13 protein-coding genes are annotated in these 12,219 nt (G+C 45.0%); 9 read left to right on the forward strand and 4 right to left on the reverse strand.

Annotated elements, in window-relative coordinates:
• Positions 1–61 precede the first annotated feature (61 nt).
• The 9 genes from GSF04_RS08245 to GSF04_RS08285 all read left to right on the forward strand — a co-directional run bounded on the left by GSF04_RS08245 (position 62) and on the right by GSF04_RS08285 (position 10,221).
• Positions 62–1,198: a bifunctional tRNA (adenosine(37)-C2)-methyltransferase TrmG/ribosomal RNA large subunit methyltransferase RlmN gene (locus tag GSF04_RS08245; protein WP_039494386.1), complete on the forward strand. Its 1,137-nt coding sequence runs from the start codon at positions 62–64 to the stop codon at positions 1,196–1,198.
• Between the two features lie 141 nt (positions 1,199–1,339).
• The gene (gene pilW, locus GSF04_RS08250; protein WP_211859257.1) at positions 1,340–2,833 is read left to right on the forward strand and encodes a type IV pilus biogenesis/stability protein PilW; all 1,494 of its coding nucleotides are present in this window, start codon (positions 1,340–1,342) and stop codon (positions 2,831–2,833) included.
• A gap of 8 nt (positions 2,834–2,841) precedes the next feature.
• A complete protein-coding gene (locus GSF04_RS08255) occupies positions 2,842–3,693 on the forward strand; it encodes a RodZ domain-containing protein (RefSeq protein WP_249122455.1) in 852 nt (283 codons plus the stop codon).
• A gap of 5 nt (positions 3,694–3,698) precedes the next feature.
• On the forward strand, positions 3,699–4,817 hold the full coding sequence (gene ispG, locus GSF04_RS08260; RefSeq protein WP_211859259.1) for a flavodoxin-dependent (E)-4-hydroxy-3-methylbut-2-enyl-diphosphate synthase: 1,119 nt from the start codon (positions 3,699–3,701) through the stop codon (positions 4,815–4,817).
• A gap of 177 nt (positions 4,818–4,994) precedes the next feature.
• Positions 4,995–6,272 (forward strand): histidine--tRNA ligase, encoded by a 1,278-nt coding sequence (gene hisS / locus GSF04_RS08265; protein ID WP_211859260.1) that lies wholly within the window; start codon positions 4,995–4,997, stop codon positions 6,270–6,272.
• A gap of 9 nt (positions 6,273–6,281) precedes the next feature.
• A complete protein-coding gene (locus GSF04_RS08270) occupies positions 6,282–6,899 on the forward strand; it encodes a tetratricopeptide repeat protein (RefSeq protein WP_211859261.1) in 618 nt (205 codons plus the stop codon).
• A gap of 9 nt (positions 6,900–6,908) precedes the next feature.
• The gene (gene bamB / locus GSF04_RS08275; protein ID WP_211859262.1) at positions 6,909–8,090 is read left to right on the forward strand and encodes an outer membrane protein assembly factor BamB; all 1,182 of its coding nucleotides are present in this window, start codon (positions 6,909–6,911) and stop codon (positions 8,088–8,090) included.
• A 74-nt stretch (positions 8,091–8,164) separates the two neighbouring features.
• Positions 8,165–9,634, forward strand: coding sequence for a ribosome biogenesis GTPase Der (gene der, locus GSF04_RS08280; RefSeq protein ID WP_010605664.1), 1,470 nt, complete (start codon positions 8,165–8,167; stop codon positions 9,632–9,634).
• 200 nt (positions 9,635–9,834) lie between these two features.
• Positions 9,835–10,221, forward strand: coding sequence for a VOC family protein (locus GSF04_RS08285; RefSeq protein ID WP_017217046.1), 387 nt, complete (start codon positions 9,835–9,837; stop codon positions 10,219–10,221).
• A gap of 43 nt (positions 10,222–10,264) precedes the next feature.
• Here GSF04_RS08285 and GSF04_RS08290 read toward each other — a convergent pair whose 3' ends face one another.
• From GSF04_RS08290 to GSF04_RS08305, 4 genes are all read right to left on the reverse strand, one after another.
• Positions 10,265–10,621: a DUF2750 domain-containing protein gene (locus tag GSF04_RS08290; protein WP_010605663.1), complete on the reverse strand. Its 357-nt coding sequence runs from the start codon at positions 10,619–10,621 to the stop codon at positions 10,265–10,267.
• Between the two features lie 11 nt (positions 10,622–10,632).
• The gene (locus GSF04_RS08295; RefSeq protein WP_211859263.1) at positions 10,633–11,211 is read right to left on the reverse strand and encodes a glutathione S-transferase family protein; all 579 of its coding nucleotides are present in this window, start codon (positions 11,209–11,211) and stop codon (positions 10,633–10,635) included.
• 99 nt (positions 11,212–11,310) lie between these two features.
• Positions 11,311–11,592 (reverse strand): peptidylprolyl isomerase, encoded by a 282-nt coding sequence (locus GSF04_RS08300; protein ID WP_010377362.1) that lies wholly within the window; start codon positions 11,590–11,592, stop codon positions 11,311–11,313.
• Between the two features lie 64 nt (positions 11,593–11,656).
• Positions 11,657–12,208, reverse strand: a complete 552-nt coding sequence (locus GSF04_RS08305) for a glutathione peroxidase (RefSeq protein ID WP_026000907.1) — start codon at positions 12,206–12,208, stop codon at positions 11,657–11,659.
• Between the last annotated feature and the right edge of the window lie 11 nt (positions 12,209–12,219).

A 12,219-nucleotide genomic window follows, 5' to 3' on the forward strand; every position in this document is an offset into this window, starting at 1 on the left:
TTTTTGTACAATGTGTTGTTGGCAATTTAGCTGTTCTTACCGTCTTTAACCGAGGTTGTTCATGACCACTATTGAGAAAAAAATTAACTTACTTGATTTAAATCGCGAGGGGATGCGCGAGTTGTTTGCATCATATGGCGAAAAGCCGTTTCGCGCGGATCAGGTGATGAAATGGATTTATCATTTTGGTATCGACAACTTTGATGACATGAGCAATTTGAACAAAAAGTTGCGTGCGCGGTTGCAGGCTGAGTGTGAGATTAAAGCACCTGAAATTTCAGTAAAGCAGGTGGCTTCTGACGGTACCATTAAGTACGCCCTATTGCTTGAAGGCGGCCAAGAAGTTGAAACTGTGTGGATCCCAGAAAAAGACCGAGCAACACTGTGTGTATCTTCTCAGGTTGGTTGTGCTTTGGAATGTACTTTCTGCTCAACGGCGCAGCAGGGCTTTAATCGTAACTTAAAAGTGTCTGAGATCATTGGCCAGGTTTGGCGCGTGGCAACCGACATTGGTCTGCATAAAGGCGATAGCACTAAACGCCCAATTACTAACATCGTTATGATGGGGATGGGTGAGCCTCTGTTAAACCTAAATAACGTTGTACCAGCGATGGAACTGATGATGGACGATTGGGCATTTGGTTTATCCAAGCGCCGCGTTACGCTAAGTACATCGGGTGTGGTACCTGCGCTTGATATTTTGAAAGAAAAGATTGATGTGGCACTGGCGATTTCGCTACATGCGCCAAACAACCCACTACGTGATGTGCTTGTACCAATCAACAAAAAGTATCCGATTGAAGAGTTTCTAGCAGCATGCCGTCGCTATATCGACGGTTCTAAAGCAAATAAAGACGTCACCATTGAGTATGTGATGCTACAAGATGTTAATGACAGTACAGATCATGCCCATGAGTTGGTGCAAGTTCTCAAAGGCACGCCGTCAAAAATTAACCTGATCCCATTTAACCCGTTCCCGGGTAATGAATATGGCCGCTCTAGCAACAGCCGCATCGATAGATTTTCTAAGGTGTTACAAGCAGCAGGACTGACCTGTATCGTTCGTCGTACTCGTGGCGATGACATTGACGCTGCATGTGGACAGTTAGTGGGCGATGTCGTAGACAGAACCAAGCGTTTAGCTAAGAAAAAACAGCGTGACGATAATGCCATTGCTGTCAATGTGAGCGCACAATAATATTCATGAGCTGGGTTTACCCAGCTCATTTCATCTTGACCACAGATAAGTTCTGACTATCTGGTAAAAAATAGATGAATCTCTTAGCCTTTTGGGTAATATAGGGCACACATAGAACCCAGTGGCATTCAAAGGTGAGTGATGCAATCGCGAAATTATCGCAAAACAGGATTGGCTGCATCCATTCTCGCAGGCGCGAGTTTAGTTCTGTCAGGTTGTGTGACGGAGAGTAGTTATCGCTCCGACGGGCGTCCTGTGGCCGAACAACAAGTCAATAACACCAATGCCGCAAGAACTCGCATTGCACTGGCACTTCAATATCTCAATTCAGGTAACACTACCTCAGCCAAATTTAATTTAGAGCGGGCATTACAGCTAGCGCCAAAACTGGCCGAAGCCCATTATACATTGGCGTATTATTACGAGCAGGTGGGTGAGCAACAACGCGCTGATAATGCCTATCAGGCGGCTTTGGATATTGAGCCAGATAACCCCGACACGCTAAACAACTATGGCACTTTTCTTTGCCGAGTTGGTCAGTATGACAAGGCGAGCCAATATTTTTTCAAAGCGATAGAGGTACCGAGTTATTTGCGGGTATCGGCAAGCTATGAAAACTTGGCGCTGTGTGCGCTGAAACAAAATGAGTATTCCCTAGCCGAGGAGTATCTGCAAAGCGCGATTAAGCATAACGCTCAGCAGATGTCGTCGCAACTTGCGCTCGCGGGCCTATACTATGCTCGCAGCGATTTCTTAAGAGCAGAAGATGTGCTTGATAATGTTGCCAAGCGTGGATTTATTTCGCCAAGAAGCTTAATGCTTGGGCACCTAGTACATATGCAAATGGGCCACTTACAGAAGGCGCAAGACATCGCCACGACTTTGGTGCAAAGTTATCCAAAATCAGCTCAAGCAGGCCTTATCTTAACGAATAATATCGCTGCAAGTGAATTTGAACGGTTGCGCAATCGCTATCGAGAAGCGCAGTTAAATAAGCTTGCCGAGGCGTCGCCTAATCATATTGTTGCGAATCCAAAAATTAAAATTAAACGTAAGAAAACGCAATCGAATTCAACCCAATCATTCACCGTTGATTCACCCGCTGAGGCCAATAATTTTGCGCCTTCGGCAAAACCTGAAGTGGCAAAAAGCACGTCTTTGGTGAACGTTAGCTCGGACTCTGAAGCTCGGGTTGAGTTTTATCAACCGGATCCATCGGAAGTCACATTTAGTCCTCGCTCACGTGAGCCTCAAGTGTTAGCGAGTACGTCATCAAGTAGTTCAAGTGTACCGTTATTAAATCGTGACGTTGCGCCTCCTCAGGTACCTTTTCATACTGTTATTGCAGGTGAAAACCTATTTAGTATTTCAGTCAAATACGACATTAAAATGGTTGAATTGATGGAATATAATCAAGTGCGGGAATCTGCAAGATTGTACGCAGGTCAAAAGGTGTATCTTAACAATCCCAATGTCGTGCATGAAATTGCGGCGGGAGATACTTTGCTCAGTATTGCCGATCGATATGGTGTGTTGATCGATGAAATTATGCGATGGAATAAACTCACTCCTGATGTGGCGCTGCAAGCAGGCCACGGATTATTAATTGTAGACCCAACAAATTACGCTTTATGAACCAAACAATGAAAGAGCAGGAAGCACCTGAACAAGAGCAGCCTTCACTCGGGCAAACTTTAGCAACGGCAAGACAAAATGCCGGGATCAGCTTTGCTGAAATTGAATCGCGCTTAAAGATGACTCATGCCCAACTTACCAAGCTCGAGCAGGATGACTATCAAGACCTGGGGCCTGAAACCTTTGTGCGTGGCTATATTAAAAATTACGCCGCGTTACTGGGATTGAATCCGACGGAAGTACTGGCTCGATATCAATCTCCGGAGTTGCCGCCACAGAAAAAGCGAATGCAAAGCTTTTCTCGCCGGACTCATAAAGAAGCCCACGATAACCGCCTAATGATGGTGAGCTACATTGTGTTGGCTATCGTGCTGGGGTCGTCGGCATTTTGGTTTTGGCAGACCAGTAGCTCAGAACAAGAAGTGGTGCCTGAAACGCCGGTCACTCAGCTTGAGAGGCCAGTTGAAAATGCCACAACGCCAAAGGTTGATGAGTTAGCATTACCTACTGAGCAAAACAATGACACAACCCCGCAAAGCGAGCCACAGGCGAGTGAAGCGGAGGTTTCAGTGCCAGTTGAAACGAAACCGCAAGCGACAAAACGAGACTCTGCATTGAGCACGGTAGTCATGCATTTCAACGAAGAAAGTTGGGTTGAAATGTTTGACGCAACACAAGAGCGTGTCGCGTTTGGTGTTAAAAAAGCGGGATATACTATGACAGTTGAAGGTAAGGCCCCTTTTTCTGTTATACTCGGCAAGCATCAGGCCGTAGAGGTCACGCTTGACGGTAAACCAGTGTCATTGCCTGCGTTTACTAAAAACCGTCTCGCTAAATTCAATTTACCGTTAACAGAGTAGTCAGCATGTTTTCAGAACCACCTATAAAGCGTAGAAAATCAACAAGGATCTATGTCGGTAATGTGCCTATTGGTGATGGCGCACCGATAGCAGTACAGTCTATGACGAACACCAATACTCTAGATGTTGATGCGACGGTGGCACAAATTAAAGCTATCCAAGACGCCGGAGCGGATATTGTCCGTGTTTCTGTGCCGACAATGGATGCAGCTGAAGCATTCAAAAGCATTAAAGAGCAAGTGGATATTCCACTCGTCACGGATATTCACTTCGATTATCGTATTGCATTACAAGTGGCTAAGTACGGTGCCGATTGTTTGCGGATAAATCCTGGGAATATTGGTAGTGAAGACCGTATTCGTGCAGTGATTGATGCGGCGGGTGAGCACAACATTCCAATTCGTATTGGCGTGAATGGCGGCTCACTAGAGCGCGATTTGCAAGAAAAGTATGGTGAACCAACACCTGAAGCCTTACTTGAGTCTGCGATGCGACATGTCGAAATTCTCCAGCGCCATAACTTTGATCAGTTTAAAGTCTCGGTAAAAGCTTCCGACGTATTCTTAGCCGTTGGCGCTTATCGTTTATTGGCAAAAGAAATCGACCAACCTCTGCACCTTGGGATCACCGAAGCAGGTGGTTTTAGAGCCGGTTCAGTTAAATCGGCAGTTGGTCTAGGGATGTTACTTGCTGAAGGAATTGGTGATACATTACGTGTTTCACTTGCGGCTGATCCAGTGCAAGAAATCAAAGTGGGTTTTGATATTCTAAAGTCACTGCGAATTCGTTCGCGCGGCATTAATTTTATTGCTTGCCCAAGTTGCTCTCGCCAAGAGTTTGATGTAGTGAATACAATGAATCAGCTGGAAGAGCGATTAGAAGATATCGTCACGCCAATTTCGGTGTCTGTGATTGGCTGCGTGGTCAATGGCCCTGGTGAAGCACTTGTCAGTGACTTAGGTCTTGCTGGCGCAAATCGCCGTTCAGGCCTTTATATCAATGGCGAGCGCCAAAAAACACGGATTGATAATGATGATATCGTCGCTCAATTAGAGTCTCAGATCCGAGACTATGTAGAGAAAAAAGAAAGTGAAGAAAAAATCGATGTAAAAATCATCGACTGACACCTGTGTAATCGTTAAGATAAGCGAATTTCGCGCTTTCTCACGGCGTGCTAAACTGCACGACGATAAATGGCATTAAAGAAATAAAACCAATGCGATGAGGCTGTTTGAGCGTATTTAGTTAAAAGTTCAAGCAGCAGTAAATCGATTGGTGACAAATTTAAGTTAGGGTTTTCAGTGACTAAACAACTTCAGGCAATCCGTGGAATGAATGATTGTCTGCCAGGTGACACGCAAGTCTGGCAGAAAGTAGAATCGGTATTAAGAGAGACAGTAGCGGCTTTTGGTTATCAAGAGATCCGCTTTCCAGTCGTTGAGTCGACCGATCTATTTAAGCGCTCTATCGGTGAAGTGACCGATATCGTCGAAAAAGAAATGTATACCTTTGATGACCGTAATGGCGATAGCTTAACGCTACGCCCGGAAGGTACTGCTGTGTGCGTACGAGCGGGTAATCAAAATGGTTTGCTATATAACCAAGAACAGCGCCTTTGGTACATGGGGCCGATGTTCCGCCACGAAAGACCGCAAAAAGGCCGTTACCGTCAATTCCATCAATTTGGTGTTGAAACTTTTGGTATGGCAACACCAGATATTGATGCTGAAGTGATCCTAATGACGGCGCGCTTATGGCAGCAGTTTGGTATTCAAGATCATGTAAAGCTTGAGCTCAATTCTTTGGGGTCAAATGAAGCGCGTGCTGAATATCGCGATGCTCTGATTGCATATCTGGAGCAACACAAAGAAGCGCTTGACGAAGACAGCCTGCGCCGTATGTACAGCAATCCACTGCGCGTGTTAGATAGCAAAAACCCAGAGGTGCAAGCTGTACTGGTTGATGCACCTAAGCTTTCTGAACACTTAGATGAAGAATCACGCGAACATTTTGCTAATTTGTGTGAACGTTTAGACGCAGCTGGCGTCGAATACCAAGTTAATGAAAAACTGGTACGTGGCCTAGATTACTACAACCGCACCGTATTTGAGTGGGTGACAACAAGCTTAGGTTCTCAGGGTACTGTATGTGCTGGCGGCCGTTACGATGGCTTGGTTGAGCAACTTGGCGGCAAAGCAACACCAGCCGTTGGTTTTGCTATGGGTATCGAACGTTTAGTGTTGATGCTACAAACGCTGGAATGTGTGGGTGATATTCGTCGTAATGCTGATGTATATGTCGTTGCGATGGGTGACAAAGCGGCGATTCAAGCTCCAGTAGTTGCACAGCAATTACGAGATGATATTGCTGGCCTTCGCGTGATGGTTCATTGTGGCGGTGGCAACTTTAAGAAACAATTTAAACGTGCAGATAAAAGCGATGCTGTTATTGCGCTCGTGCTAGGCGAAGATGAACTCGCTGAAGGCAAAGTGACAGTGAAGTATCTGCGTGAACAGAAAGAACAAATCACCTTACCACTTGCAGAAGTAAAAACGCTGTTAGCAGAGCTGGTAAGCTAAGAGGTTAGAATGGAAATTTATTCAACAGAAGAACAACAAGCAGAAGCAATAAAACGATTTTTCCGTGAAAATGGTACAACGATTGTAGTCGGTGCCGTGCTTGGTTTAGGTGGTCTGTATGGCTGGAAAGCGTATAACCAAAGTCAGATCGATAGTGCAGAAGCAGCATCAGAAGCATACACTCAGGTTGTTGAAAGCGACGATGTACTAGCAAAAAGCGACGCCTTTGTTGCTGCAAATGCAGATTCTAACTACGCCGTGTTAGCGGCTTTCGTTGCTGCTAAAGAGGCAATCGACAAAGACGATCTTAAGCTAGCTGCACAGAAGCTAACTTGGGCGGCTGATAATGTTGCTAACGCTGAGCTAAAAGCAACGGCTTTATTAAGACTTGCACGTGTACAAGCGTCTCAATCTCAATACGAACAAGCACTTGCAACACTGGCTAAGCCTATGCCTGAAGCGTTTAAGGCGCAGCTTGCTGAGATCCAAGGTGATATTTACCTTGCTCAAGGTGATAAAGATAAAGCACGTAGTGCTTATCAATCGGCATTAGAAGCGGCGAAAGGCAATAGCAACCCTATGCTGCAAATTAAACTGGATGATCTTGCACAAAAGACAACGGTTTAAGGAGTTGCCATGAAGAAGTTAACGATGGCCTCATTGGCTTTATGTGTTGCAGCACTCACCGCTGGTTGTTCTTCTAATGATGATGAAGAAGAGTTAAAACTCCCTGAGATCAACAATCAATTCGACGCCACTGTTGTATGGCAAGAAGGGATTGGTGACGGAGTTGAGCACTACTTTTCGCGTTTATCTCCAATAAGCTACCAGAGCACTGTTTTTGCAGCTGCCCGTGAAGGTATAGTGACAGCGTTTGATACTGAAACAGGTGAAGAAAAGTGGCGAGTTGATGTTCGTGAGAATAAAAACTTTTGGCCATGGGAAGACAATGACAGTGCGAAGCTGTCAGGTGGGATCACACAAGCTTATGGCAAACTATATGTTGGCTCTGAGCACGGACAGGTTTTTGCGCTGGACCGTGAAACCGGCGAAATAGTTTGGCGTAAGTCGGTACCAGGTGAAGCGCTGTCAGCGCCAGCTGCAGGTGATGGTCTTCTTTACGTTAACTTAGGTTCAGGCAAGCTGGTTGCGCTACACCCAGATACAGGTGAAGAGCGTTGGCACTATGAGCAAGAAGTCCCTGCGCTGACATTACGTGGTTTAAGCTCACCGACCAGCGCGAATGGTGGCGTATTGGTTGGCGAAGAAAGTGGTAAGTTAACAGCACTTATCGCTGAAAACGGTTTTACCGCATGGAGCTCAGATGTTGCAATTGCAAAAGGGGCTTCTGAGTTTGAACGTTTGGTGGATGTTGATACTAAACCCGTTGTAAGCGGCGCATATGTGTATTCTATCGCCTATAATGGTAAACTAGTCGCTATTGATGTGCGCAGCGGCAATGTAGTGTGGGATCGTGAGTACAGTAGTTACCGAGACCTCACACTCGATCTTGACGTAATTTATTTGGTTGATAGCGATGGCGTACTGTACGCACTAGACAAAAACTCAGGTATTGAACGTTGGACACAACCAGCTCTGCGCGGTTGGTATCTAACCGCTCCAACGGTTGCTGGCAACTACGTAGTGGTTGGCGATCAGGAAGGTAACTTACACTGGCTGGATAAGAGTTCTGGTGAGTTGGTATCGCGTACCGAGTTTGATAGTTCTGGTTTTTTCGTTGAACCGATAGTGGTTGATGGCAAAGTATTTGTTTACACGCGTGATGGTGAACTTAGCGCAGTTCAAATTCCGCAGTAACTTTCTGAATTTTTAGATATTTTATGGGGCTTCGCTTTTGCGAAGCCTTTTGTTGTTTTTAAAAGAGGTAGTCTATGCTTCCTGTGATCGCTCTGGTTGGGCGACCTAATGTGGGTAAATCCACACTGTTTAATCGTTTAACACGTACTCGTGACGCGTTAGTTGCTGACTTTCCGGGTCTGACTCGCGACCGTAAATACGGCCAAGCAAACTATGAAGGCTACGAGTTTATTGTGGTAGACACGGGTGGTATCGATGGCTCTGAAGAAGGCATTGAAACTGAAATGGCCGAGCAGTCGCTGCTTGCAATTGAAGAAGCGGATATTGTGCTATTTTTGGTGGATGCGCGCGCAGGTATGACGGTTGCTGATCAAGCTATCGCGCAGCACCTTCGTAAACAACAGAAGAATTGCTTTGTTGTCGCCAATAAAACGGATGGCATTGATGCTGACTCCAACTGTGCTGAATTTTACCAGCTAGCACTCGGTGACGTTCAACAGATCGCCGCCGCGCACGGTCGTGGTGTTACTCAATTATTAGAGTTGACGCTACAACCGATTATCGCTGAGCTTACGGCTCAAGATGAAGAGCTTGAGCATGACGATGAAGATATCGCAGAGCTTTACCTTGAAGGTGAGGAAGCCGAAGACGGCAAAACGGGTTTTGAAGACAAGCCTGTTAAACTCGCGATTATCGGTCGTCCAAATGTGGGTAAGTCAACACTAACTAACCGTATTTTAGGTGAAGACCGCGTTATCGTTTACGATATGCCGGGCACAACGCGCGACTCAATTTACATTCCGATGACGCGCAATGATAAAGAGTACGTGTTAATCGACACCGCCGGCGTACGTAAACGTAAGAAAGTCAGCGATGTCGTAGAGAAATTCTCGGTTATCAAAACACTGCAAGCGATTGAAGATGCCAACGTGGTATTGCTCGTTGTAGACGCGCGCGAGGGGATCTCAGATCAAGACTTGAGTCTACTTGGTTTTGCACTAAATGCGGGTCGCTCGTTGGTTATTGCGGTAAACAAATGGGATGGTCTTGATGACTATGTCAAAGAGCGTATTAAAACTGAGCTAGACAGACGACTGGGTTTTGTTGATTTTGCTCGTCTGCACTTTATTAGCGCATTACATGGTACAGGTGTTGGTCACTTGTTTGAGTCGATTGACGAAGCTTATGAATCAGCGACTAAGCGAGTAAGCACGGCAATGTTACGTCGTATTATGGATATGGCTCAGGCGGATCACCAGCCACCACTAGTTCGTGGACGCCGTGTGAAGCTTAAGTACGCACACGCAGGTGGTTATAACCCGCCGCGTATTGTTATCCACGGTAATATGGTGCATGAACTGCCAGATAGCTATAAGCGCTATTTGATGAACTACTATCGTAAAGCGCTTAACGTAATGGGTACGCCGATTAAGATTGAATTCCGTGAAGGGGATAACCCTTACGCTGGTCGTTCAAACAAAATGACGCTATCGCAAAAGCGTAAGCTTCGCGCATTCGCAAAAGAAAACCGCAATAAGTCGTAAGGCTTTTTGCGAGAATTGTAGCTCGACACTATCTGGTTAGTGTGTCGAGCTAAACATAAGTTCCATATCTATCCAACCAATTCCTGTTTCCACACCTGACTATATTTAACCCAGAACTCTTTTACTTTGTTTTACCTTGCCCAACATTTGTGCTTAAGTTATAAATGGTTACATTAGGTTTTATTGATAGTGAGGCTTAGGTGTTTGCCAAAACGGTGATTTATGTAGAAAGTGTTGAGGAAGTGCTGGATTTTTACTATCAAGCATTTGGCTTGAGCACTTTTGATATGACAGATGAAGGGGATTATGGTGAGTTAGACACAGGTGAAGTGAAACTCGCCTTTGCCAGCCACCCGTTAGCTCAATCACAATTTAGGCAAGACTATATTCGTTGCCATCCTAAACAGCCTGCACTTGGATTTGAAATTACTATCAGCTGTGAAAATGTCCCTGAATGCTATGATAAAGCGGTCGCCGCTGGAGCTGAGCCATTAAGCCCACCAAACCAAAAGGGTAGAGTAACACAAGCTTATGTGAGGGCCATTGAAGGGACTTTAGTTGCTTTGGTGTCAAAGCCGGGTGAATAGTGGCACTCACAAGGGATGAGCGCCACTTTGATGCGGTGTGCTTTTATTCTATATCGACAAGTAGTCTCGCAAGACCAACGGGCTCGATTTCAACACAAACGTTGTCATCATTCCAGTTTAGACCAACGAGTGCATCATCTTCTTTTAGGTCGAGTACCCATTCGTCAAGAAAACTTTCAACATCAATACTCATTGGCGAGAATTCACTCCACTCGTCGCGACATTGAGCTTGCGCTTTTTCTTCACTATCCCAAAGCAATAACACATCAGTCTCGTCAAACTGGTTTGAGTCAACCACAACCATACCGCCGTCATCAGAGCTAAGTGCCCAAACGCTTTCAGTATTTTTTACTTGCTCAATAAACTCACTGACTTCTGAGCCAATTTCTTCTTCATTCATCATAGGTGTTCTCAATTTCGTGGATCAGTTTGCTGGGCGATTGCTTGGCTTTGCCAACGGCCATGAAATGCCATCAGGTTAGTGTAATCGCTCAGGTCGACGAGCTCTCTAAATAGAACCCAATCAATAAGGCAGTATAAACTGATTTGGAGATAATCACAGTGTAAAAACTCTTCTGTCACACACTCTTCATTGAGATAGTGCAGGGTATGGCCAATTCGTTCCCGCTGTAGATTAAAAAATAGTTTATCTTGTTCAATATCAAAACCAGAGCGCTTGCTAAGTAACAGTTCCACCAAAGAATCATTACAGGCATTGATAAGGATCAGCCAATTTTCTTGATCCCAATTGGGAAATGGAAGTTGATGCTTTTCACGGAGGTAGCGAACAATCAGGTTGGAATCACAAATAAGTTGTGCATCATCTATTAAAAATGGGATTTTACGGGCAGGATTATGGCGAATAAGTTCGTCATGGCCTGCTTCAGAAAATATATCTATATGCTGGTAGCTCATTGGGAGCTGTTTAGCCGCGGCCCACATTCTAATTCGACGGGCGTATGGACTGGTGTTCGAACCTATGAGTTTCATGCCATCATTCCTTCAACTAAGTAACTTTCGCTCATTCAGTAAATGTAGCGAGTTGGTATTAAGGAATGATGGCGAAGTGATTAACTTTTCGCAAGCGAATTAATCGCTACGACTGGTTACCTCAAGCAAGTGAAAACCAAACTGCGTTTGCACTGGCCCTTGTACTTGATTGATTGGGGCTGAAAAAACCACTTTATCGAATTCAGGCACCATCATGCCTGGTCCGAACTCACCTAGCGCACCACCATCTTGGCCCGACGGGCAATTGGAGTACTGCTTTGCGATTTCTGCGAAATCTTCCCCTGCTGCAATGCGTTCTTTGAGCTCCATGCATTGCGCTTCACTATCTACTAGGATGTGTCTTGCACTAGCGATTGCCATAATTTCTCCGATGATTATTTATTATTCATACTTTATTCTAATCTAGGTACGTTAAAAAATCAGCTTATCTAGGCAAGAGTTTTTCAATTTCGCTAGTGAGCTCGTCAGACATAGGTTTAGTGCGGCTGTTAAAGCGCTTAATTGTTTTCCGATCAGCTGACACTAAGTATTTGTAAAAATTCCAATTTGGAGAGCTTGTTACTTCGTTTAAATGTTGGAAAATGGGGTTAGCATCCGAGCCTCGAACTTCCGATGTCGCAAACATATTGAAGGTTACACCGTAGTTGATAAAGCATACTTTTGCAGTTTCCTTTTCGTCGTCTTCTTCTTGGAAAAAGTCATCTGAGGGAAAACCAAGTACAACAAGGCCTTTATCTTGATATTTTTGATGTAATTGCTCAAGCCCTTCAAACTGACCAGTAAATCCACAGTTACTTGCTGTATTTACGATGAGAAGCGGTTTGTCTTTAAATTCACATAGATTAAGTGAGTCATCAGAGCGCAGTTTTCGCAGCTCAACATTGGTAAAATCATCACAGCTGGATGTCTTTGCATACGCGTTACTCGAGATTAGGAAACCAAGCGCTAAGCTCAGAATCGAAAGACTTTTTATCATCAGTGCTTTCC

It is taken from the genome of Pseudoalteromonas sp. A22, assembly GCF_018141345.1.
In the GTDB taxonomy this organism is placed as follows: domain Bacteria; phylum Pseudomonadota; class Gammaproteobacteria; order Enterobacterales; family Alteromonadaceae; genus Pseudoalteromonas; species Pseudoalteromonas maricaloris.

Bases quoted from the DNA above. Each gene is read 5' to 3' on its own strand.
- der (WP_010605664.1), top strand. From the start codon at position 8,165: ATGCTTCCTGTGATCGCTCTGGTTGGGCGACCTAATGTGGGTAAATCC.
- GSF04_RS08300 (WP_010377362.1), bottom strand. From the start codon at position 11,592: ATGGCAATCGCTAGTGCAAGACACATCCTAGTAGATAGTGAAGCGCAA.
- pilW (WP_211859257.1), top strand. From the start codon at position 1,340: ATGCAATCGCGAAATTATCGCAAAACAGGATTGGCTGCATCCATTCTC.
- ispG (WP_211859259.1), top strand. From the start codon at position 3,699: ATGTTTTCAGAACCACCTATAAAGCGTAGAAAATCAACAAGGATCTAT.
- GSF04_RS08295 (WP_211859263.1), bottom strand. From the start codon at position 11,211: ATGAAACTCATAGGTTCGAACACCAGTCCATACGCCCGTCGAATTAGA.
- GSF04_RS08245 (WP_039494386.1), top strand. From the start codon at position 62: ATGACCACTATTGAGAAAAAAATTAACTTACTTGATTTAAATCGCGAG.
- bamB (WP_211859262.1), top strand. From the start codon at position 6,909: ATGAAGAAGTTAACGATGGCCTCATTGGCTTTATGTGTTGCAGCACTC.
- GSF04_RS08270 (WP_211859261.1), top strand. From the start codon at position 6,282: ATGGAAATTTATTCAACAGAAGAACAACAAGCAGAAGCAATAAAACGA.
- GSF04_RS08305 (WP_026000907.1), bottom strand. From the start codon at position 12,208: ATGATAAAAAGTCTTTCGATTCTGAGCTTAGCGCTTGGTTTCCTAATC.
- GSF04_RS08255 (WP_249122455.1), top strand. From the start codon at position 2,842: ATGAAAGAGCAGGAAGCACCTGAACAAGAGCAGCCTTCACTCGGGCAA.
- GSF04_RS08290 (WP_010605663.1), bottom strand. From the start codon at position 10,621: ATGAATGAAGAAGAAATTGGCTCAGAAGTCAGTGAGTTTATTGAGCAA.